We start from the raw sequence: 22210 nt of genomic DNA, 5'->3' as shown, positions 1-22210 counted from the left end.
GAATACATACGATCGTTTTTGATTGATCGAAGATACCCACAATAGGAGGATGAAAACAGATGAGTTATCAACGTCCAAAAGGCACCAATGATATTTTACCAGGAGAATCCGAAAAATGGCAGTTTGTTGAAGAAACAGCCCGTTTGGTTTTTCGTGATTATCAGTACAATGAAATCCGCACACCGATTTTTGAACATTTTGAAGTGATTGCTAGAAGCGTTGGTGATACAACCGACATCGTTTCAAAAGAAATGTACGATTTCTATGACAAAGGAGAGCGCCATGTGACATTGCGTCCGGAAGGCACAGCGCCGATTGCTCGTTCTTATGTTGAAAATAAACTTTTCGGACCTGAATACAACAAGCCTTACAAAGTCTTTTATATTGGACCGATGTTCCGCTATGAACGGCCGCAAAAAGGTCGCTTACGTCAATTCCATCAAATCGGTGTAGAAGCATTTGGTTCCGCAAATCCTGCGACAGATGTTGAAACGATGGCGATGGCGATGGATTTCTTTAAACAATTAGGGCTAAGTCAACTTCGATTAGTGATTAACTCTTTAGGGGATAAAGAAACGCGTAAGAACTATCGTCAAGCACTGATTGATTATTTATCGCCTCATGAAGCAGAATTAAGTGAAGATTCAAAACGTCGTCTGCATGAGAATCCACTGCGGGTTTTAGATAGTAAAGACAAACGAGATCAACAGTTCGTTGCGGATGCTCCTTCGATCTTGGACTATTTAAGTCCGGAAGCTAAAGCCCATTTTGAAACAGTCATCACGATGTTGGATGCTTTGGACATTCCTTATGAGATTGATTCAAATATGGTCCGGGGACTGGATTATTATACCCATACTATTTTTGAGATTATGAGTGAAGCGCCAAAAATGGGGGCGCAAGCTACGATCTGTGCGGGTGGACGCTATGACCATCTGGTCGAAGAATTAGGCGGCCCACAAACGCCAGGTTTCGGTTTTGCGATGGGCTTAGAACGTCTATTGATCACAATGGAAGCAGAAGAAGTCGTTATTCCAGCATTGAACGAATTAGATGCTTATGTTGTTGGTCTAGGAGAAGCAACCAATTTGGAAGCATTGAAAGTCGTTCAGGCGATCCGTAATTTTGGCTTTTCGGCAGATCGTGATTTTATGAATCGGAAAGCAAAAGCGCAGTTCAAATCGGCAGATAAGCAAGGGGCGCGTTTGGTGCTGACCCTAGGTGAAAATGAATTAGCTGAACAAGTGATCAACATCAAATCGATGGCAAGCCGGATCGAGAAACAATTTAAGTTAGCCGATCTGTATGATCATTTTGATGAAATCTATGATGAAATGACTACAATCTTAATCAAGCAAGGAGAAGAAGAATGAGCAAACGTACAGTATATTGTGGGCGCGTCTCAGAAGCCCATTTAGATCAAACCGTTACTTTAAAAGGCTGGGTCCAAAAACGTCGTGACTTAGGCGGAGTGATTTTCATTGATTTGCGGGACAGAGAAGGAATCGTGCAAGTTGTCTTTAATCCGGAAGTATCCAAAGAAGCATGGGCGATTGCAGATACTTGCCGCAGCGAGTATGTGCTAGAAGTGACAGGTCAAGTCATCAATCGGGCACCGGAAGCAATCAATCCTAAGATGAAAACCGGGCACTATGAAGTGATGGTCAGCGAGATCACTATTTTGAATACAGCCAAAACACCTGCATTTTCGATCGAAGATGATCAAATCGTAGGAGACGAAACGCGGTTGAAATATCGTTATTTGGATTTACGCCGTCCCAAAATGACTAAGAATATCATGATGCGGGCAAAAGCGACACAAGTGATTCGTCATTTCTTGGATACCAATGACTTTCTAGATATCGAAACCCCTTATTTAGCGAAATCAACACCAGAAGGCGCCAGAGATTATCTCGTTCCTTCCCGGGTTTACCCTGGTCATTTTTATGCATTGCCACAATCGCCACAAATTTTCAAACAATTATTGATGGGTGCTGGATTCGATCGTTACTATCAAATCGTCCGTTGCTTCCGGGATGAAGACTTGCGGGGAGACCGTCAGCCTGAATTTACCCAAGTCGATATTGAAACAACCTTTTTGACGGCGGAAGAGATTCAAGCTTACACGGAGGAACTGTTAGTCAATGTCATGCGTGAAGTCAAAGGGCTAGAAGTAACTACGCCGTTTCCGCGAATGACTTACGATGATGCCATGGCACGTTATGGCAGCGACAAGCCAGATACTCGGTTTGACATGGAATTGATTGATTTGTCCGAAACCGTTAAAGATGTTGATTTCAAAGTTTTCCAAATGGCGCTTGAAAATGGCGGTGTGGTGAAAGCATTGAATGCGAAAGGTGCTGCGGATAAATATTCCCGAAAAGATATGGATAATTTGGGACATTACGCAGGACAGTTTGGTGCGAAAGGGTTAGCATGGGTCAAAGTAGAAGAAGATGGCTTAAAAGGACCAATCGCAAAATTCTTGACTGACGCTGCAGCATCGATCATTGCTGCTACGAATGCAGAAGTGGGCGATATCCTAATGTTTGGTGCGGATAAGTTTGAGATCGTTTCGGCGGCTTTAGGAGCAATCCGCAGCAAGTTAGGAAAAGAATTAGGCTTGATCGATGAAAGCAAGTTCAATTTCTTATGGGTAACAGATTGGCCACAATTTGAATACGATGCAGAAGCTGGCCGCTATGTCTCTGCTCACCATCCATTTACGATGCCTAAAGAAAAAGATGTACCATTGTTGGCAACTGATCCTGCAAAAGTGTATGCGGAAGCTTATGATATCGTCTTGAACGGTTACGAGCTTGGCGGTGGGTCTCTCCGGATCCATCAGCGGGATGTTCAAGAACAAATGTTTGAAACCCTTGGTTTTTCTCGCCGTGAAATGGAAGAACAATTTGGTTTCTTGCTGACGGCATTAGACTATGGGTTCCCACCACATGGCGGAATCGCACTAGGCTTGGATCGTTTAGTGATGTTGCTGGCTGGTGAAGAAAACATCCGTGAAGTGATCGCATTCCCTAAAAACGGGAAAGCCGCCGATCCAATGTCACAAGCGCCAAGTAAAGTGGCGCCGCTGCAATTGTTCGAATTGAATATTGATGTCACGACAGTTGAAGAAGACTAAGTAAAAAGAAATGAACAAGTAAAGAACAAACGAGCGAATGATGAATGAAAATAGACGATTAAGAAAATTCCATGAGAATTTGTCTATTTCTTTCATTGTTCGTTTCTTTTTTTACTATCTGAAGTATAATAAGAGCAAATCAACAAAGCGAGGCTCTTGAATGAAATGAATACCCTCTTTAAATGGCTGCCACACCCTGATTATGCCAACAAATTATCGTTTTCGATCGTCTACGCCATTTTATCGGCGATCGCAGTCAATTTTTTTTATCAACCCGGCAAAATCTATTCTAGCGGGATCACAGGGATAGCTCAAATTTTGACCACCGTTTCCACGGATTGGCTTGGATTCTATATCCCCGTCTCAGTCGCCCTATTGTTGCTGAATATTCCGCTTTTCTTTCTCGGCTGGTTCAAGATTGGTCATAAATTTACGATTTTCACAGGAATTACTGTAGTCCTAACATCTTTGTTCGTACAGATTCTTCCAGAAGAAACACTGACGACAGATCCGATGATTTGCGGGATTTTTGGGGGAGCCATCAACGGAGCCGGTATTGGTTATGCGCTAAAAAGCGGACTTTCCTCTGGCGGCCTCGATTTTGTAAGTATCGCGATCCGGAAACGTACGGGGAAAACCATCGGGTCCATCTCGATTTTTTTCAATATTGCCATCATGTTTGCTGCGGGTATCCTGTTCGGCTGGCAGTATGCGCTATATAGTGCCATTGCGATTTTTGTCAGTGGTAAAGTGACCGATGCTGTTTTTACCAAGCAAAAGAAAATGCAGGTAACGATTATTACGAGAAGTCCTGAAGAAGTCATCCATACGATCCAGAAAAGTCTGCGCCGAGGAATTACGATCATCAATGAAGCAGAAGGAGCCTACAAGCATGATAAACAGACAGTATTATTGACTGTCGTTACACGCTTCGAGTTGCCGATGTTACGTTCTGCCATGAAAGAAGCAGATCCCAAGGCATTTGTCAGTATTGCTGAAAATGTACAAATATTGGGTCGTTTTTATGAAGAAGAATTATAGGAGAGCTTGGATCAAAGCGTTTCGTGATGAGATGCTTTTTTCTTTTTGTAAAAATTAATTTTTTTAGAAAATAGAGTATTCTTGCTAGCTTTCTTGTTGCTTTATCTGGTAAATTATGAAGAAATGGGTCATTATTTTTTAATGGTTCCACATTGACTGTTTCTTACGAAAAACAGTTGATCAAAAAAAAGAAAAGTGGTTGGAGAATGAACAAACGGTTAAAAACAAGCCGCTATATCACTGGTTTCGACGGTATCCGTACATTAGCCGTGATCGGCGTTATCTTATATCATTTATTACCTACTCAAATGCGAGGCGGGTATTTAGGAGTTCCTGTTTTTTTTGTAGTTTCTGGTTATTTGATCACCGATTTGCTTCGACAGGAGTGGGACCAGAACGGTCGTATTGCTGTCAAAGATTTTTATGTCCGCCGGATGAAACGACTGTATCCTGGCATGGTGGTGATGCTGCTTCTGTCTGCTGCCTACATTACATTGTTCCAGCGGAATTTACTGAATAATCTGCGGGGAGTCGTCGTCAGCAGTCTCTTGTATGTCAACAACTGGTGGCAGATCAATCACGGTCTTTCTTATTTTGACCGATTCGGCAATGAATCTCCCTTTACGCATCTATGGTCTTTGGCTGTTGAAGGGCAGAATTATTTGATTTGGCCGTTACTCTTTATTTTATTGATGAAGTTAGTCAAAAATCGTGGGACGATTTTTAAAATCGTGATCGGCTGCTCGTTACTTTCGGCTCTTTTATTAGCGATCTGGTATTCACCAGGGGCAGACCCTACTCGAGTTTATTATGGTACCGACACGCGTTTGTTTTCGATTTGGATGGGAAGTGCGCTGGCTTTCATTTGGCCCAGCACCCATTTAAAAAAAGAAATTCCGAAGAAAGCGAAGCGGGTATTGAACCTAGCTGGTGGTCTTTCTTTTATTGGTTTAGTGATAACATTTTTTGTGCTAGATGATCATCTTTCCTTTGTTTATTACGGAGGAATGCTGATAGTCAGCTTGCTTTGTACGATCTTGGTGGCGGTCACTGCCCATCCTGGAGCTAGTCTGAACCGTTGGCTGACAAATCCGTTATTCAGTTACATCGGCAAGCGGAGTTATGGGATTTATTTGTATCAGTTCCCTGTGATGATTTTTTATGAAGCAAAGATTGGGAATGTCGGCGAGAATGTTCTCCTGCATACATTGATTGAGATTGTATTGATTCTCTTGATCAGTGAATTGTCCTATCGGTTTATCGAAAATCCGTTGCGGAAATTCCACTACAAAGATACTTTCCGCACGGTGCGCAATTGGTTCAGTAAGCCGGTGATTAGTCGACAAAAACCTTGGCTGCTTCCAGGACTGCTTGTTTCCTTAGTTGCTCTTTATGGAATAGCTACCGCTCCGGTGAATTATGTAGATGCGCAACAGCAGCAGTTAAAAGAAAATATTGCTGCCAATAAAAAAGCGGCAGAACAGACACAAAAAAATGCGAATGGCTCGGATACAGAAAGTACAGGAGAAAATTCTTCAAAGGCAACGGAAGCCGAACAATCAGTAATGGAAAAATATGGGTTGACAGAAGCCCAGGTGAAGAAGGCCGAAGAGCTGGAAATTACCGCTTTTGGTGATTCTGTTATGCTGGATGCCACTGCCGACTTGCAAGAAATTTTTCCCAAAGCTGTCGTTGATGGGGATGTGGGACGACAATTGTATGAGAGTCCGGAACTGATCAAAGCGTTGAAAGAAAAAGATTTGTTACGAGATACGGTATTGATCGGTCTAGGAACGAATGGGTCCTTTACAGAAACCCAATTCGATAATTTGATGAAAGAAATTGGCGATCGCAAAGTCTATTGGATCAATGTGCGGGTACCTACGCAAAGATGGCAAAATGAGGTCAACAGCATGCTGGAGAAAATGACTGCTAAATACGACAATATGACATTGATCGATTGGTATGATTTAAGTAATGAACATGAAGAGTGGTTCTATGAAGATCGAGTTCATCCAAATCCTGATGGTATGTTGCAATATTGTACACTAGTTTCTCAAGCTATTTTGCAATAATGGCGTTGACTATTTCTTAGAAAAATAAACTAACCGAGAGGTCTCAAGCACAGATTCTTGTTTATCTTCAAGAATCGCAAGAGATCTCTCGGTTTTTTGTATCGCCTTTCCTAAGTGGAATGAGGATCTTTATCCAATCGTTGCAACAAGCGTTTCAAACAACAATGCACTGGAAGCGGCACCTGGATCGATATGTCCGATTGCCCGCTCGCCTAAATAAGAAGCACGGCCTTTTTTGGCGACTAGGTCTTTTGTATGTTCTTTGGCTTCCTCGATTTGTTCTTTAGTCAGACTGCCGTTTTTTAACGCTGCGGCAACAGGTTGCCAGACATCGACCATCGTTTTGTCTTCGAATTCTGCTTTGCCTCGAGCTTTGATCCCATTAAGCCCTTCTTCGATGATGCTTCCTAATTGTTTATACGAATCAATTGTTTCTAGTTCTTTTGTAGCTTTGGTCATGTTCATGAATGCTGAGCCATAAAGTGGACCTGAAGCACCACCAACTTTAGAGATCAATGCCATCGAGAGTACTTTGAATGTGTCTGTGATTGTTTTAGGCTGTTGTTTTGCGAATGCTTCTTGATAGGCTGCGACGCCGCGAGCCATATTGTTGCCGTGATCGCCGTCACCAATAGGGGTATCTAGATCACTTAAATAGCCTTTATTTTCCTCAATGGCTTTTGTAAATGCATTTAACCATTGTTGGGTCATCTCTGTTGTCATTTGCATTGAAAATTCCTCCTTTACCAAGCAATCGTTTCAACAGGTTCGTTGAGCGCATCCGTCGCATCGTTGTTACTGAAATCGATCATGGTCAATGATAGACCTTGCATATCGATAGAGGTCATATAGTTGCCGACTTTATGGAATGTGACAGAAATGTCTTTGTCTGCGAGCAATTTCTGTACATCGTTGGCAAAGACGAATTGTTCCATCAGCGGTGTACCGCCCATGCCGTTGATCAAGACACCAACTTTTTTCGGTGTTTGTTCATAATCAGCTAAAATTTTGTCCACCAATTCCTTGGCTAGCTCTTTCGATGGTTTCAATTTTTCCCGGCGATAACCAGGTTCTCCATGGATTCCCACGCCATACTCGATTTCATCATCTGCTAATTCAAAACCAGGTTTACCCACTTCTGGAACGGTTGCTGCTTTTAAGGCAACACCAATGGTTTTGATGGTCGGAACTAATGCTTCACCTAATTCTTTTAATTCAGTTAATGAACGTCCTTGACGAGCAGCAGCACCCAAAATCTTATGAACGAGAATGGTTCCAGCCACGCCTCGTTTTCCAGCAGTATAGGTACTGTTCTCGACGGCAATATCATCATCTACGACGACGATTTCAGCAGTGATGTCTTCCATCTCAGCCATATCTTTGGCCATTTCAAAGTTTAGGATATCTCCCGTATAGTTTTTAACGATCAAAAGCACGCCTTGCCCTTGATCGGCTTCTTTGATCCCAGTCAGGATCTGATCTGGTGTTGGAGAAGTGAAGACGTCTCCCAAGACGGCGGCACTCAACATACCATCACCAACAAACCCAGCGTGTGCCGGTTCGTGTCCGCTGCCTCCGCCTGAGACTAAGCCAACTTGTTCGTGGGTGGCGTTTTTTGCTACGACTCGGGAGTCTTCGACTTGATGAACCAGTTGCGGATAGCTGGCAACCAGACCAGCTAGCATTTCTTCGACGATCGCTGAAGGATCATTGATTATTTTTTTCATTATTGATTCCATCCTTTCTCAGCTGCTTTTTGGGCTTCTGCTGTGATCTGGGATAGGTCATCACTGAATCCAGCGGTGATTGCTGCGGCAAAAGCACCTTCTACAAGCGGTGCATCAATCAAGTGATAGCGGGTTTGCTGTTCCGGTTCCAACATATCATAGGCTAGCTCTGCGTTTAGTACGGCACTACCCAAATCAGCAAAAACGAGAATCTGTTCGGCATCCGGAGACTGATTGACCGCTTCAACGATTTTTGTCGGATCAGACCCTAATTCGCCTTCAGCTGTTCCACCCAATGAAAAAAGAGTGACTGTTTCGCTGTCCGACATGTCTTCGATCATGGCTTTCAGTCCGTCTGTCAGTTGTTGACTGTGAGAAACAAGTAAAATACTTTTCTTCATTTCGATTCACCAACGCTTTCTTAAATAGATTCAGCGGCAGTAGACGAAACCGCCTTCACTAAAAGTATAACAAATTTCGCAAAACTTGCATGGATGACGATTGCTCCACTATATAAATAGAAAATAATTGAAGAACAGATAAAAAAAACGAGCAACTACAAATAAATATCCTTAATTAGGAGAATTTATCATAGTTGTCCGGAATCATTTTTTTCCATTGATCAAGCCGTAGCGTTTTGCTCTAGCCGGCGGGTGATCTGTGTTGCAAGGGCAGATAGCCCCCACTGCAATAAGCAGTTGATCGCCATCAATCCAACAAAGATTGGCAAGGTGATGCTAGTCAAAAAGCCTACTTCTAAAATGTGATGGAAGAGCATTGCGGCGATGTATGTTCCGCTAATCGTGGTTACGATCAAAAATAAGCGCAATGGATTTAGCGGCAAACAGCTGCGGATCACAGCTAAACAACTGATGCCGATCAGCAGATAATAGAACAATGTAGTTGCGGTCATTGGTTCCCAGCCATAGTCAGTTTGCAGGAACTGTACAGCGAAATAATTCAAAAGCACCAAGAGTGCGCTCGGCAACGCCCGCAGCAATGCGGTAGGCAAGTAACGGCCGGTGATTCGCTTTTTGTCTTCTTCAAAGGAAAGGAAGAAGGAAGGATATCCTTCAATTGCCAGGTCCAATAATGTGATTTGGATCGGAATGAAAGGAAATGCCGTAGAAGTGGCAACACATAGTAAGGACAATAGGAAACTGTAGATCGTTTTGATAAAAAAGATCCCAGATACTTTCGTCACATTATTAACGACACGGCGACCTTCAAAGAGTGCTGCTGGCAGTGTCGTGAAATCGGAATCTAATAAAACCAGATTCGCGATTTGACGAGCCGCACTGTCCCCAGCAGCCATAGCGATACTGACATCGGCTTCACGCAGTGCCAACACGTCATTGACGCCGTCTCCAGTCATGGCGACCGTATTGCCTAGTGCCTTCAACTCAGAAACTAGCAGTTTCTTTTGCTGAGGCGTCACTCGCCCAAAAACGGTATAGGTTTGGGCAGCTTGACGAACGTCTGCTTCTTCTGTTAGTTGGGAAAGATCGATATAGTTCTCGGAATTAGGCAATCCGGCGCGTTTGGCGATGGCTGCAACAGTGATCGGATTGTCACCCGAGATCACTTTCAAGTCCACTCCTTCTGCAGACAGGTAGGCCAATGTGCTTTCTGCATTTTCCCGAATCACATCAGCAAGAACAAGAACTGCCAGCGGGGCAGCCTTTTCTGGATCAAAGGGCTGATTGGCGTCGTTATAATGAGGATCAAGAGTCAAGACGAGGACTCTTAAACCAGCCGATTGCGCTTCTTGAATTTGCGGCAGCTGTTGGTTGGCGATCGTCTTTTCAGGTGCTCCTAGGTAGACTGCCCCTAATTCGTGAAATGCGATAGCACCCCATTTTCGATCAGAAGAAAACGGCATTGCTGCAAAGGACTGGTAATGCTCAGATCCGGTGATGGTTTGGCGCAACGCTTGCATCGTCACATTGTTGTCGGTACTGGCAGCCAAATAACTGCCTAAGATTGCCGTTATATCTTGGGTGTCATCGATTGGCTGGATCGATTCGACGGATAATCGACCTTCCGTTAATGTGCCGGTTTTGTCTAAACAGAGGGTATCGACATGGGCCAGTGTCTCGATCGCGTACATATCTTGGACTAAGATCCTTTTTTTGGCTAGTTTGATGACACCCGTGGTCAAAGCAATGCTGATCAATAGGACGAGTCCTTTAGGCAGCATTCCTAATAAAGCAGCAGACGAAACGATCACTGCTTCTTTTAAGTCACTGCCACGAAATAAATAAGCTTGTAGAAATAGGATCACCCCTAATGGAACAATCACTAGACTGGTGAATTTTGTGACTTTGCGAATCGAAGAAACTAGCTCTGAACGCAGCGGTTTATGTGTTTTGGCTTCATTGCTTAATTTTGCCGCATAATTCTCTGCTCCTACGCGGATCACTTTTGCAGTGACCTCTCCACTGGCGACAAAACTGCCAGATAAGAGAGTCGCGTCGTTTTCTTTGACGACGAGATCGGCTTCGCCTGTCAGCATTGATTCATTGACATCGGCTTGTCCAGATAAAACCACCATGTCGGCTGGAATCTGTTCTCCTGCACCAATGACAACAAGATCATCAAGGACCAGGGATTTGGCATCCACCGACTGTGTAACGCCATCTCGTATCACACGTATTTCTTGTTGGGCGATGATCGAGAGTTTTTTGACTAGATTTCGAGCATGGATCTCTTGACTGATCCCTACAGTGATATTGATCAAAATGATTACCAGATAAAATAAATTGGAATAGGCGCCAACTGCTAGAAGACAGACACCAATCAACAAGTTCAGCAAATTGAACAATGTGAGGATATTGTCCTTAAAAATTGCTGTCGTAGACTTCGATGTTTTTGTTTCATAATCGTTGTGTTGGCCTTGTTCGGTTCGTTGTGTGACTTCTTCTGAGGTAAGTCCCGTATCTATTTGCTTCATATAATTCTCCATTTCTATCAGATTCCTTGTTTAGTCTAGCATGCCAAGAAGTCATTGCAAGAAATGATGAAAAAATAATTGAAATCTTAAAAAACAGTAGCGGTTTGTTCGAAAGAAGGGGCTTTTCATTGACTTGTTCCCAGAAACTTGATATAGTCATAATGCTCAAATAGTAATGATTTCGATTTGTTGTTTTTGAATCGAAAATGGAGGACTCTGCTAGCTGATTTCTTTTCTTTTTAGAATGATGGATAGAAAAAACAAAGGAGAAAATAATGGCCAAAAAATCAAAACAAGCAAAAGCAAAAAAACAAGCCGCAATGATCGAGCAATACGCAGAGATCCGTTACCAATTGAAACAAGCAAAAGATTACCAAGCTTTAGCAAAATTGCCTAAAGATTCTAATCCGAATCGCTTGAAGAATCGGGATATGACTGATGGTCGTCCACGGGGCTATATGCGTAAATTTGGTCTTTCACGGATCACTTTTCGACAATTGGCACATGAAGGCAAATTGCCAGGTGTAAAAAAAGCTAGTTGGTAAACATTTAATAGGTGTAACAAAAATAATACAATCAAACGATTTCCCTTCTAGATAGCTCAGAAATGCGCTGTATGGAGGGGTATTCAAGGAAAACTATCTGAATGCTGAGGCAGCTGATCTCCTAAAAAGACTGGGAGATAGACGCCGAGCGTTTAGGTAGTTTTTTGTTTGAATTTTTTGAGGGCAGCGATTCGACTAATCGGAAGTGGTCTCGTATAATAGAAAAAGCAAAGACGAAGGTCTGATGAACACATGTTGGATAGGAGTATATCATGTCTTTAAAAGAGAAAATCATCGCAGAAAGCAAGCGTTTAGGTATTGATAAAATCGGCTTTGCTTCTGCTGAACCGTTTTATGAATTAGAGTCCTCGTTGAGGGAGCAGCGCGCGAAAGGCCATACATCTGGTTTCGAACATCAAGTGATCGAAGAGCGGATATATCCAGAAAGAACCTTTGAAAATCCGCAAACAATCATTGCGATCGCTCTGGCATATCCGACAAAAATCAAAGAGAAAGTGCCGCGAGATGAGAAACGGGGGATGTTTGCCCGCGCCTCTTGGGGGATCGATTACCATGATATTTTACGTGATCGCTTAGAAAAATTGATCCAGTTTATCAAAGCGCAAGCAGAGAATCTGGAAGAAGCAGAAAGCTGGCGGTTTGCCCCGCAAGTGGATACCGGTGAGCTGGTGGATGTGGCAGTTGCACAGCGTGCTGGTTTGGGGTTCATTGGCCGCAATGGCTTATTGATCACGGAAGAATTTGGTTCTTTTGTTTATTTAGGCGAGATCGTCACCAATATTTCCTTCGAAACAGATGAAGCGGTACCCTTTGGCTGTGGGGATTGTATGCGCTGTGTTACTGCCTGTCCTACAAAAGCGCTCTTAGGGGATGGGCGAATGAACGCACAGCGCTGCCTTTCCTATCAGACACAAACAAAAGGCATGATGCCTGAGGAATATCGTAAAAAGATGCATAATGTCATCTATGGCTGTGATATTTGTCAGTTGGTCTGTCCCTACAATCGAGGCAAGGATTTCCATTTTCATCAGGAAATGGAACCGGAAGTAGAAACCGTTTATCCTAAGTTGCAGCCAATGCTTTCTTTATCAAATAAAGCTTTTAAGAATCAGTTTGGGCATTTATCTGGTTCTTGGCGCGGGAAGAAACCATTGCAGCGTAATGCGATCATTGCCTTAGCAAATCTGGGAGATCGCACCGCATTGCCAGCCATCTGGCGGTGTGCGACAGAAGACGTCCGACCTGTCATCCGTGGAACAGCCTATTGGGCCATTGGACAATTAGGCATCAAAGAACCCGAACAATGGCTAGAACGCTTACAGCAATGCGAAGAACTAGAACCAGAAGAAGAAGCACGCGTTGAACTACAAGCGGCGATCGAACGCTTAAAAACGATCGTGGCATCCTCCGGTGCAGATCGGAAAAACAAGTCAGTTGATTGATTGCGTGCTAGGCGGAACTCCATAAGCACGTGAGCAATCGTACAAAAAATTAAAGCACGCGATTTTTGATAATAAAGAGCCGAGCAATGTTTAGAATACGTCAACTATGCCGCAAATGCGACATGACCTGAAAGGTCTGGAAGTATTCCGACATTGCTCGGCTATTGGTCGAATGGATGCTATTTTTAGGGGAAGATTTTTCACAGTAGTCTATTTTTTCAGCTTAATCCAGCACATCATCGCTTTCAACGATTTCTTCTGAGTCTAATTCAAAGTCTGGTGCTGGATGGACACGTTCCGGTAATTCCATCTCTAGTTCAGCTGTTTGTTGGTATTCGTTGTCGCTATCAGCAACGTCAATCAATATATCCGTTGGCAGTTCTTGATCGATTCGATAGCCTTGTGCATGGCGCGCATCGAGTAGTTCTAAGAGGTGCTGCCATTCATCTTTGGCAATCACCACGACATCGATTCCTTCTTGATTTTGAATTTCGACAACAGAAGATAGATCAGTCCCAACAGTCTGAATGATTTCTTCTAATGACCATTTTACGTTTTCTAATGAAATTTTTTGTGCCATTTGGATACCCCTTTCTTGTCAATTGACTCTCATTTCATTGTAGCGGGAATTTGGTTGATTGCAAAATAGTATGATCGCAGGTCTATGAAAGGGGTTAAAAAAATGAGAAGAAGAATTGAAGTCTTTTGTGAACAAAGGTAATATGGTATTAAAAGAAATGAGGGAGTAAAGATGAAAGAAAAACAAACGTTTCATGTTAACGGTTACTTAGCACTGATCGTCTTGATCGCCTTAATGATCGGCGGCGGCTATCTCTTTTATGATGGGATTGTCCGCAATGCGGTTTGGGAGTTAGTCATCAGTGTCGTGTTGTGGATCATCGCTATCTTGTTCATTAGTTCATTGACGATTGTGCAGCCGAATCAAGCGAAAGCGATTCTTTTCTTTGGTCAATATTTAGGTACCATTAAAGACAATGGACTCTTTGTGACTGTGCCGCTAACACAGAAAATCAATGTATCACTGAAAGTCCGTAACTTCAATAGCTCTTTATTGAAGGTCAATGATTCTGATGGCAATCCGATCGAAATCTCAGCAGTCGTCGTCTTTCGAGTCGTAGATACGGCCAAAGCATTGTTCGATGTCGATTACTACCAAGATTTTGTTGAGATCCAAAGTGAAACAGCGATTCGCCATATCGCTACCCAGTATCCTTATGACACTTTTAATGATGATGATTTGACTTTGCGAGGCAATACCAATGAAGTTTCTGAAGAACTGGCACAAGAACTGCAAGAGCGTTTAGCGGTAGCCGGTGTCGAGGTGATCGAGACGCGGTTGAATCACTTGGCGTATGCCACTGAGATCGCTAGTGCCATGTTGCAGCGTCAGCAAGCCAAAGCAATTTTATCGGCACGACAAATCATTGTTGAAGGAGCGGTCTCCATGACACAAATGGCCTTGGAACAGATCGAAGATGGCCAGGATATTAACTTTACTGACGATCGAAAAGTCCAATTGATCAACAATTTACTCGTATCGATCATTACTGACAAAGGCACTCAACCTGTGATCAATACAGGCGATGTGAAAGAAAAGGCGGTGTAATCAAATGAAAAAACTTTACATCAAGCAAAAAGTCTTCAGTATCGGTGAAAAATTTACTGTCATGGATGAGCAGCAAAAGCCGCGCTATTTTGTCGAAGGGAGTTTCATGAAGATTCCTAAAAGCTTTGCGATTTATGATGAACGACAACAGCAAATCGGTGAAGTCACAAAGAAAGTGTTTAGTCTATTGCCCAAGTTTTTTGTTGAGGTACATGGAGAAGAAGCAATTGTTCTAGAAAAAGAATTCACGCTTTTCAAAGCGCGTTATTCCATCCATGCCCAAGGAATTGAAATTCAGGGGAATTGGTGGGACATGGACTTTGTCGTCAATCGACAGGGACGTCAAATTGCTGAGATTCATAAACGCTGGATCTCATGGGGGGATACCTATGAAGTAACGGTTTATGAGGAAGATCTGGAGGACTTGATTATTTGTCTCGTCATTGCCATCGATCGCGTAAAAGCCGATGATGGTGCAGCTGCGAGTTCTGCCAGTACTTAAACAGAAAATGAAAGCAACGATGGAAAAGGAGACGGAAAGATGTACGGATCGATAGAAGCAGGCGGTACAAAATTTGTTTGTGCGATTGGTGATGAAGAAATGGCCATTAAAGAACGGATCAGTTTTCCCACCACCACACCAGAAGAAACAATGGCATTAGTGATCGATTTTTTCAAAAAGTATGAAGACCAGTTAGTAGGGATCGGTATTGGTTCCTTTGGTCCAATCGATATCCATCGAGATTCCGCAACGTATGGCTACATTACCTCCACACCCAAATTAGCTTGGCAGAATTTTGATTTTGTAGGTACGATGAAACAAGCCTTTCCCATCCCCATTGCTTGGACTACAGATGTCAATGCTGCAGCTTATGGGGAATATGTTTTCGGTAAAGGAAAAGGACTATCCAGTGTAGTTTATTATACGATCGGCACCGGTGTTGGCGGCGGTGCATTACAAGATGGCCGCTTTGTTGAGGGATTCAGTCATCCGGAGATGGGACATATGCTGGTAGTGCCTCATCCTGATGATTCATTCAAAGGCAGCTGTCCATTTCATGGCAACTGTCTCGAAGGGATGGCCGCAGGTCCAGCGATTGAAAAACGCTTAGGAAAGAAAGGACAGGAATTGTCTGAAGATGAGCCTTTCTGGAGCATCGAAGCTGAATATATCGCGCAATGCGCCTACAACACTACATTGATGCTTTCACCGGATGTCATTATTTTTGGTGGTGGCGTAATGAAGCAGCGTCACATGGTGGAAAAGGTTCATCAAGCTTTTGAACGATTGGTCAACGGCTATGTCAAAACACCAGCAGTTGCAGACTACATCGTGACACCTGAATTAGAAGACAATGCAGGAACATTAGGCTGTCTGGCACTAGCACGAGAAGCTGTGTTACATTCCTGATACATGTGATCACACCAAAACATTGGTGTGATTTTTTTGTGATTGAAGGGATTATTTGGCAGGTAAGAGCAGAATGCGTATACTTAAGCAGAGGTGGAAAGAGATGAAAATTGCAGTTCGTAAAAGAAAAATCGGGAATATCCCAGTATTGGAAGTCGTTCCAGAACATTTGATCTATGAACCGTTGCCGTTGATCATTTATTATCATGGTTGGCAAACGAGTAAAGAATTGGTACTGACGCAAGGTCGAAAACTAGCACGGGAAAACTTTCGTGTGATTTTACCTGATGCCGCCAATCATGGGGAGCGAAAGACCCAACTATCCGAGATTCCTTCATTGATTTTCTGGCAAAGCATTCATACCAACTTATTTGAGTTTTCTTATTTGGTGGATTTCTTTGAAAATCTAGGTTTGGTAAATGGGCAAATCGCTGTAGGAGGCGTTTCAATGGGAGGGATGACGACTTGCGGCTTGCTATGCCAACATCCGGAGATCACCGCTGCTGCGTGTGTGATGGGCTCGCCATCGATGATCGGTTACCGTGAACGGATCCAGAAACATGCGGGTGCTGCAGGTTTCTTTGTCCCAGATGACTATCAGTTGCTGCTAGGATGGATCGAAGCTTATGATCTCCAGACGCAACCAGAAAAACTAGCTGGACGTCCATTGTTGTTCTGGCATGGGACGGAAGATGAGAAAATCCCTTACGACGATGTAGAAACCTTTGTGCAAGGGCATCCAGAAGCGAATCTGACATTTATCTCTCGCGAAGAACGACATTTAGTTCGTGGAGAGACCATGGATCAGGTAACGGCCTTTTTTGTTGAACAATTAGGAAAAAGCACTGATTCACTCTGACAACAAAAAACGACAGGTATCTAGGTAAGCAAAGGGATTGTGTGGTTATGTACAAGCATAAAATTCGTGTTCTTCATTTTTCTTTTTTATACTGTAGGGTGGAAAAAAGGAGGAATGACTGTGAACTATCGCGTTTTATTATTTTATAAATACACGACCATCGAAGATCCAGAAAGTTTTGCGAAAGAGCATTTAGCTTTTGGGAAAGAGATCGGTATCAAAGGTCGAATTCTTGTTGCGAAAGAAGGAATCAACGGAACGCTTTCTGGAACGATTGAAGCAACGGATGCCTATATGGAAAAAATGGAAGCGGACCCCCGTTTCAAAGGAATCTACTACAAAATCGATGAGGTGGAAGAACACGCCTTTAAAAAATTGTTTGTTCGGCCGCGAAAAGAATTGGTGTCATTGAACTTAGAAGATGATATCGATCCTTTAGAACTAACCGGAAAGTATCTAGAACCGAAAGATTTCAAAGAAGCGTTGTTGGATGAAAATACCGTAGTGATCGATGCGCGGAATGATTATGAATACGATCTTGGTCATTTTCGAGGTGCGGTCCGTCCCGATATCCGCAGTTTCCGTGAATTGCCTCAATGGATCATTGAGAACAAAGAGAAATTCATGGATAAAAAAGTGGTCACTTACTGCACAGGTGGGATTCGCTGCGAGAAATTCTCGGGCTGGTTGTTGCGAGAAGGATTCCAAGACGTAGCACAACTTCACGGGGGAATTTTTGCTTATGGCAATGATCCAGAAGTTCAAGGAGAGTTGTGGGACGGTAAGATGTATGTCTTTGATGAACGTATCAGTGTTGAGATCAATCATGTCGACAAGACCGTGATCGGTCGCGATTGGTTCGATGGCACACCATGTGAGCGTTACGTCAATTGTGCAAATCCAGAGTGCAATCGTCAGTTCCTCACTTCGGAAGAGAATCAAGCGGCACACTTAGGCGGCTGCTGCTATGAATGTGCCGCCAATGAAAACAATCGTTACGTCATTGAGCACAATATCTCTCAAGAAGAACAAGCAGCAGTTTTAGCACAACTAGCGTCTGAAGTGACGGTTTAAAAAGATCCTGAAAAGGATCTTTTTTTGTTCTTTAATTATCTGAAAAATCAAACGATTCCAATTGATTTTTTTAACAAATTTCACTTTAAAAAAGGCAAGCCCCTCGCATATTTGTTTGATTTGGAGTAAACTATACCTAATTGTCAGATAGGAAAGAGGAATAGAGATGAAAATTGTTATTGCTGGTGCTGGTGCCATGGGCAGCCGATTTGCCATTAAATTAAAAAGAGGCGGCAACGATGTAACGTTGATCGATGGTTGGCCAGCGCATATCGAAGCGATCCGTACCAATGGACTACAAGCAAATTTGGATGGAGAAGAAATCACAGAATCTTTCCCCATTTATCCACAGTCCGAAGTAACGGCGGATACGCCAGCGGATCTGATCATTGTTTTTACAAAAGCGATGCAATTAGACCAAATGATGCAAGACATTGCTTCACTAATCGGTGATCAAACAAGAGTACTTTGCTTACTTAATGGCATTGGACATGAAGATACAATTGAAAAATATGTCGCTACCGATAAAATTTTCTTAGGAAATACCCTATGGACAGCAGATTTGATTGGACCTGGGCAAGTTCGATTGTTTGGGGAAGGATCGGTTGAACTGCAAAACATTGGTGAAGGCAAAGAAGCAGCGGCCAAAGAACTGGCTGAGGTACTGACTGCTTCTGGATTGAATGCGTCATACTCTGAAAATATTCGCTATTCAATCTATCGTAAAGCCTGTGTCAATGGTACATTGAATGGTTTATGTTCAATTTTGGATGTCAACATTGCACAGTTTGGAAATACAGCCACTGCACGACAAATGGTGCAAACCATTGTTGGAGAATTCGCAGCTGTTGCTGCTCATGAATCGGTAGAACTAGATGTTCCAGAAGTCGTTGCCCATATTGAAAAAACCTATGATCCTGCAGGTATTGGCTTGCACTATCCTTCCATGTATCAAGATTTGATCAATAATCATCGTAAAACGGAGATCGATTACATCAACGGGGCTATTTCGCGTAAAGGTCGAAAATACAATGTTCCCACGCCTTATTGCGACTTCTTGACCCAATTGATCCATGCCAAAGAAGATGTGCTTGAAGCGAAGTAGTAGAAGCTATATGTTTTGGGTGTTTAAGGGTAACGGTATCCATAATAACTCATTGAATGAATCGAGACTTTTCTTTAATTTATAAATACTGGTGTATCTTTTTATAAGATTAGTTTGAGCTTGCTGAACAGATTGTTTGGCAAGCTTTTTTTGATCGCAAAACTATTCTCTTTAAAAAAAAGACCACGGTCTCCATACATTCTAATTCTCATATACAAGTTATGTCATTTAGGAGCTATAGTACAATTATATTAAGCTTTGATTGTCCATAGATAAGGACATAGATTGAAATGTAACCGCCTACTTTGATGATAAATTATAGATGTGAGGTGAGTGAGATGGTTTTTAGTTCGAGTGAAAATGAGTTGATTCATTCGTTGAATTACGAGAAGTTCATCGCAGCAAAAGAACTCTCAGAGAAGCTGTTTGTGTCTAATAAAACAGTTTATCGGCGCGTGAAGAGGATCAATGATATCTCAGAAAAAGAATTTGGCGAATCATTCATTATTGCTGAGACAGGAAAGGGATACAGGCTGAATAAGCGCATGATGAATATTTCTATTCATCCTATTATCGATTATCAAGAAGAGAATATTCTGAACACTCTTATGCTGACACTATTGTTTAAACATCCCAAGAAAATTGATCGCGATCATTTTAAACTGGCGTATGTCAGTGAAAGTACCACTGAACGATTTATAAAAAAGATAGCTCACACGTTCAAACAGTATGACCTTCTCTTTCATATCAATCAGGATTTTGCTTGGCTCACTGGATCAGAAAATAGTATCCGTAAAGCAATCAATCAGCTGATAATTGATTTAAACAAAGTAAATGCTCTGGGAGAAATAGGGATCAAAGTGAACGAAATAGATAAGTTTTTTATCGATAAACAATTAATGATCTTAGAAGGAGCGATTGGGGAGACAATCAATTATCCCTATGATATTACTTTTTTTACTCATCTTTATATGGTTCTTAAACGGTATCGTGAAGGAAATGTTTCTTATTTGGATGATCAAGAACCACTTGAATTAGGTGAGCAACAATTGATGGATGCAAATAAGGTATTAAAAAATGTCTCGAAAGAGATAAAAAAGAACTTAGAATGCTATTTAAATATTGGTTTAAGTGAGATCGAACAGTATTTTATTTTTGAAAATATTTATTCTATTCGAATTCAAGCACGTGAAAGCAGTAATCTTGATAAAACACTGGGCAGCTTGATCACACAACAATTGATCACGCAATTTTTTAATTTAAGCGATGTTCGTCTACTACCTTCCTGCCGTACGCTACACGAAAATTTATTGCAACATATCTTGCCTATGTTGAGTCGTTTAAGAAGCGGTATCATTATCGAGAATAGTCTCCTTAATGAAGAAAAAATTGAGTATAAAGAAACTTTTGACAAACTCATGAAAATCGTTGAACGAATAAACAATGATTTGATGTTCGACACAAAAATAAATGAAGAAGAGGTTGGATACCTAACTTTATATTTTGAAAAATACAAGTTAAACAAGGAACACCAACGAAATATCCTTCTAGTTTGTTCTTCGGGAGTGGGGACATCGGAATTATTAAAAGCACGATTGAAAAATTACTTTCCTAATCTAAATGTTGTTGCAACTATGAGTCAACGACAAGTCCAACAGAATAAAGACTTTCTAAACGAAAATATTGATTTGATCCTATCAACTTTGAAAAAGCCGATTGAAAAAGTCGATATACCTGTGTTAACGATAAGTCCTTTATTGACTGAGCATCAAATTCAAAAATTAAAATACATGCTAAAGGAGATGTAGCGAGTGGATAAAACAATAGCATTGGAAAAAATTATAAGAAAGGAACTTATCAAAATTAATTCCTTAGCAACTAATAAAAACGATCTGCTAAAAGAGATGGTCGATATCCTTTACAATAATGATTTTATTATCAGCAAGGAGGAGTTTTTATCCGATGTATATCTCAGAGAAGAAGAAGGGGAGACTGGGATTGGACAAGGTATTGCCATCCCTCATGGGAAATCCAAAGGCGTAAAAACGACAACACTTGCAGTAGCAACACTCAAGAAGCCAATTGAGTGGGAATCTCTCGACGATGAAAAGGTTAAAGTTGTCATTATGTTCGCAGTTAAAGATTCCGATGTAAATACAACCCATATTTTGTTGCTACAACAAGTCGCCATCATGCTTGCTGATGATCAATTTTTAGACAACCTAAAACATGCGTCATCACCAGAAGAAATTTATCAGTTAATCACTGAAAAATAATAAAAAGAAAGTAGGAATGAAGATATGTTAGTATCTGGAAAAGAAATTTTAGGAGTGGCAAAAGAAAAGGGGTTTGCAGTACCAGCCTTTAATGCTGGCTCAGGGCAATTGCTAAATGCTGTAATGGAAGCATGTGAAGAAACACAATCTCCTGTAATGATTGCTATTCATCCTGACGAGTTGAGCTTTTTGACAGATAGTTTTGTCAGCCAGGTGAAGTTTTTGGCAAATCATAGTCAACTGCCGGTTTGTATTCATCTAGACCATGGCGGCAGTTATGAGCAAGTGATTCATGCGATCCAATTAGGGTTTACTTCGGTAATGATTGATGCCTCACATTTACCATATGAAGAAAACGTTGCGATTTCTAAGAAAGTTGCAGAAACGGCACATGCAGTCGGCGTTTCTGTGGAAGCGGAACTTGGTACGATAGGCGATACAGGAAATACTGTTGAAGGCGGCGTCAGTGAAGTGATTTACACAGACCCTAAAGTTGCTCAAGACTTCATTGACAAGACTGGAGTTGATAGTTTAGCAGTAGCTATTGGAACGGCTCATGGAATCTACCCTAAAGATGTGGAACCTAAATTAAGATTGGATATTCTTGAAGAGATTGAGCGGATAACAGATATTCCTTTGGTGCTACATGGGGGATCCTCGAATCCTGACGAAGAAATCAGTAAAGCTGTAACAATGGGGGTAAACAAAATAAATATCTCTTCCGATATCAAAATTGTTTTCGCAAATAAATTAAGAGAAGTATTAAATGCCGGAAATACAGAGATCAGGGAACCTAATGTGTTATTTCCGTCTTGTATGGCAGAAACGAAGAAAGTAGCGATTGCAAAAATAAAACTTTTTAACTCTGAGAATAAGGCACAATACTATGGACTAAAAGGAAGAAATTAGTAA

General features: G+C 41.9%; 20 protein-coding genes. 15 read left to right on the top strand and 5 right to left on the bottom strand.

Going from position 1 to position 22210, the window contains the following annotated elements; genetic code table 11:
* Positions 1 to 59: 59 nt before the first annotated feature.
* From hisS to IGJ28_RS00450, 4 genes are all read left to right on the top strand, one after another.
* Positions 60 to 1373, top strand: a complete 1314-nt coding sequence (gene hisS / locus IGJ28_RS00465) for a histidine--tRNA ligase (protein WP_003128675.1) — start codon at positions 60 to 62, stop codon at positions 1371 to 1373.
* Positions 1370 to 3142, top strand: a complete 1773-nt coding sequence (gene aspS / locus IGJ28_RS00460; protein WP_252712321.1) for an aspartate--tRNA ligase — start codon at positions 1370 to 1372, stop codon at positions 3140 to 3142. The genes hisS and aspS overlap by 4 nt, the downstream gene beginning before the upstream one ends.
* Positions 3143 to 3307: 165 nt before the next feature.
* Positions 3308 to 4183: a YitT family protein gene (locus IGJ28_RS00455; protein ID WP_060813031.1), complete on the top strand. Its 876-nt coding sequence runs from the start codon at positions 3308 to 3310 to the stop codon at positions 4181 to 4183.
* A gap of 206 nt (positions 4184 to 4389) precedes the next feature.
* On the top strand, positions 4390 to 6258 hold the full coding sequence (locus IGJ28_RS00450) for an acyltransferase family protein (protein WP_438845077.1): 1869 nt from the start codon (positions 4390 to 4392) through the stop codon (positions 6256 to 6258).
* Positions 6259 to 6387: 129 nt separating this feature from the next.
* On the opposite strand, the gene dhaL is transcribed toward IGJ28_RS00450, so the two are convergent.
* The 4 genes from dhaL to IGJ28_RS00430 all read right to left on the bottom strand — a co-directional run bounded on the left by dhaL (position 6388) and on the right by IGJ28_RS00430 (position 10938).
* Complete coding sequence (gene dhaL / locus IGJ28_RS00445) at positions 6388 to 6987, bottom strand: dihydroxyacetone kinase subunit DhaL (RefSeq protein ID WP_438845076.1); 600 nt, start codon at positions 6985 to 6987, stop codon at positions 6388 to 6390.
* Positions 6988 to 7001: 14 nt separating this feature from the next.
* A complete protein-coding gene (gene dhaK, locus IGJ28_RS00440; protein ID WP_060813028.1) occupies positions 7002 to 7985 on the bottom strand; it encodes a dihydroxyacetone kinase subunit DhaK in 984 nt (327 codons plus the stop codon).
* Complete coding sequence (gene dhaM / locus IGJ28_RS00435) at positions 7985 to 8386, bottom strand: dihydroxyacetone kinase phosphoryl donor subunit DhaM (RefSeq protein WP_003128685.1); 402 nt, start codon at positions 8384 to 8386, stop codon at positions 7985 to 7987. The genes dhaK and dhaM overlap by 1 nt, the downstream gene beginning before the upstream one ends.
* Positions 8387 to 8607: 221 nt before the next feature.
* Positions 8608 to 10938 (bottom strand): HAD-IC family P-type ATPase, encoded by a 2331-nt coding sequence (locus IGJ28_RS00430; protein ID WP_252712319.1) that lies wholly within the window; start codon positions 10936 to 10938, stop codon positions 8608 to 8610.
* A gap of 275 nt (positions 10939 to 11213) precedes the next feature.
* Here IGJ28_RS00430 and rpsN point away from each other — a divergent pair, with 275 nt between their 5' ends.
* Positions 11214 to 11483 (top strand): 30S ribosomal protein S14, encoded by a 270-nt coding sequence (gene rpsN / locus IGJ28_RS00425; protein WP_003128701.1) that lies wholly within the window; start codon positions 11214 to 11216, stop codon positions 11481 to 11483.
* Between the two features lie 272 nt (positions 11484 to 11755).
* The gene (gene queG, locus IGJ28_RS00420) at positions 11756 to 12946 is read left to right on the top strand and encodes a tRNA epoxyqueuosine(34) reductase QueG (protein ID WP_003128702.1); all 1191 of its coding nucleotides are present in this window, start codon (positions 11756 to 11758) and stop codon (positions 12944 to 12946) included.
* Positions 12947 to 13169: 223 nt separating this feature from the next.
* On the opposite strand, the gene IGJ28_RS00415 is transcribed toward queG, so the two are convergent.
* Positions 13170 to 13526, bottom strand: a complete 357-nt coding sequence (locus IGJ28_RS00415; RefSeq protein ID WP_003128703.1) for a hypothetical protein — start codon at positions 13524 to 13526, stop codon at positions 13170 to 13172.
* 171 nt (positions 13527 to 13697) lie between these two features.
* Here IGJ28_RS00415 and IGJ28_RS00410 point away from each other — a divergent pair, with 171 nt between their 5' ends.
* From IGJ28_RS00410 to IGJ28_RS00370, 9 genes are all read left to right on the top strand, one after another.
* Positions 13698 to 14573: an SPFH domain-containing protein gene (locus tag IGJ28_RS00410; protein ID WP_003128704.1), complete on the top strand. Its 876-nt coding sequence runs from the start codon at positions 13698 to 13700 to the stop codon at positions 14571 to 14573.
* Positions 14574 to 14577: 4 nt separating this feature from the next.
* Complete coding sequence (locus IGJ28_RS00405; protein WP_003128705.1) at positions 14578 to 15075, top strand: LURP-one-related/scramblase family protein; 498 nt, start codon at positions 14578 to 14580, stop codon at positions 15073 to 15075.
* 39 nt (positions 15076 to 15114) lie between these two features.
* The gene (gene scrK / locus IGJ28_RS00400) at positions 15115 to 15984 is read left to right on the top strand and encodes a fructokinase ScrK (RefSeq protein ID WP_171917849.1); all 870 of its coding nucleotides are present in this window, start codon (positions 15115 to 15117) and stop codon (positions 15982 to 15984) included.
* 103 nt (positions 15985 to 16087) lie between these two features.
* On the top strand, positions 16088 to 16843 hold the full coding sequence (locus tag IGJ28_RS00395) for an alpha/beta fold hydrolase (RefSeq protein ID WP_103300376.1): 756 nt from the start codon (positions 16088 to 16090) through the stop codon (positions 16841 to 16843).
* Positions 16844 to 16963: 120 nt separating this feature from the next.
* Positions 16964 to 17917, top strand: a complete 954-nt coding sequence (gene trhO, locus IGJ28_RS00390; RefSeq protein ID WP_003128711.1) for an oxygen-dependent tRNA uridine(34) hydroxylase TrhO — start codon at positions 16964 to 16966, stop codon at positions 17915 to 17917.
* Between the two features lie 166 nt (positions 17918 to 18083).
* Positions 18084 to 19022 carry a 2-dehydropantoate 2-reductase gene (locus tag IGJ28_RS00385; protein WP_003128712.1) on the top strand — a complete coding sequence of 313 codons (939 nt, stop codon included), beginning with the start codon at positions 18084 to 18086 and terminating at the stop codon, positions 19020 to 19022.
* A 338-nt stretch (positions 19023 to 19360) separates the two neighbouring features.
* Complete coding sequence (locus IGJ28_RS00380) at positions 19361 to 20830, top strand: BglG family transcription antiterminator (protein ID WP_252712318.1); 1470 nt, start codon at positions 19361 to 19363, stop codon at positions 20828 to 20830.
* 3 nt (positions 20831 to 20833) lie between these two features.
* Entirely contained in the window at positions 20834 to 21298 is a 465-nt protein-coding gene (locus tag IGJ28_RS00375) for a PTS sugar transporter subunit IIA (protein ID WP_138371503.1), read from the top strand.
* A 24-nt stretch (positions 21299 to 21322) separates the two neighbouring features.
* Entirely contained in the window at positions 21323 to 22207 is an 885-nt protein-coding gene (locus IGJ28_RS00370) for a ketose-bisphosphate aldolase (RefSeq protein ID WP_138371504.1), read from the top strand.
* The last annotated feature ends 3 nt before the right edge of the window (positions 22208 to 22210 follow it).

The sequence above is a fragment of the Enterococcus sp. AZ091 genome (assembly GCF_051714805.1).
Lineage (GTDB): Bacteria > Bacillota > Bacilli > Lactobacillales > Enterococcaceae > Enterococcus_D > Enterococcus_D gallinarum.
This window is presented reverse-complemented; position numbering and strand designations above follow the sequence as displayed.

Bases quoted from the DNA above. Each gene is read 5' to 3' on its own strand.
- hisS (WP_003128675.1), top strand. From the start codon at position 60: ATGAGTTATCAACGTCCAAAAGGCACCAATGATATTTTACCAGGAGAA.
- aspS (WP_252712321.1), top strand. From the start codon at position 1,370: ATGAGCAAACGTACAGTATATTGTGGGCGCGTCTCAGAAGCCCATTTA.
- IGJ28_RS00455 (WP_060813031.1), top strand. From the start codon at position 3,308: ATGAATACCCTCTTTAAATGGCTGCCACACCCTGATTATGCCAACAAA.
- IGJ28_RS00450 (WP_438845077.1), top strand. From the start codon at position 4,390: ATGAACAAACGGTTAAAAACAAGCCGCTATATCACTGGTTTCGACGGT.
- dhaL (WP_438845076.1), bottom strand. From the start codon at position 6,987: ATGCAAATGACAACAGAGATGACCCAACAATGGTTAAATGCATTTACA.
- dhaK (WP_060813028.1), bottom strand. From the start codon at position 7,985: ATGAAAAAAATAATCAATGATCCTTCAGCGATCGTCGAAGAAATGCTA.
- dhaM (WP_003128685.1), bottom strand. From the start codon at position 8,386: ATGAAGAAAAGTATTTTACTTGTTTCTCACAGTCAACAACTGACAGAC.
- IGJ28_RS00430 (WP_252712319.1), bottom strand. From the start codon at position 10,938: ATGAAGCAAATAGATACGGGACTTACCTCAGAAGAAGTCACACAACGA.
- rpsN (WP_003128701.1), top strand. From the start codon at position 11,214: ATGGCCAAAAAATCAAAACAAGCAAAAGCAAAAAAACAAGCCGCAATG.
- queG (WP_003128702.1), top strand. From the start codon at position 11,756: ATGTCTTTAAAAGAGAAAATCATCGCAGAAAGCAAGCGTTTAGGTATT.
- IGJ28_RS00415 (WP_003128703.1), bottom strand. From the start codon at position 13,526: ATGGCACAAAAAATTTCATTAGAAAACGTAAAATGGTCATTAGAAGAA.
- IGJ28_RS00410 (WP_003128704.1), top strand. From the start codon at position 13,698: ATGAAAGAAAAACAAACGTTTCATGTTAACGGTTACTTAGCACTGATC.
- IGJ28_RS00405 (WP_003128705.1), top strand. From the start codon at position 14,578: ATGAAAAAACTTTACATCAAGCAAAAAGTCTTCAGTATCGGTGAAAAA.
- scrK (WP_171917849.1), top strand. From the start codon at position 15,115: ATGTACGGATCGATAGAAGCAGGCGGTACAAAATTTGTTTGTGCGATT.
- IGJ28_RS00395 (WP_103300376.1), top strand. From the start codon at position 16,088: ATGAAAATTGCAGTTCGTAAAAGAAAAATCGGGAATATCCCAGTATTG.
- IGJ28_RS00385 (WP_003128712.1), top strand. From the start codon at position 18,084: ATGAAAATTGTTATTGCTGGTGCTGGTGCCATGGGCAGCCGATTTGCC.
- IGJ28_RS00380 (WP_252712318.1), top strand. From the start codon at position 19,361: ATGGTTTTTAGTTCGAGTGAAAATGAGTTGATTCATTCGTTGAATTAC.
- IGJ28_RS00370 (WP_138371504.1), top strand. From the start codon at position 21,323: ATGTTAGTATCTGGAAAAGAAATTTTAGGAGTGGCAAAAGAAAAGGGG.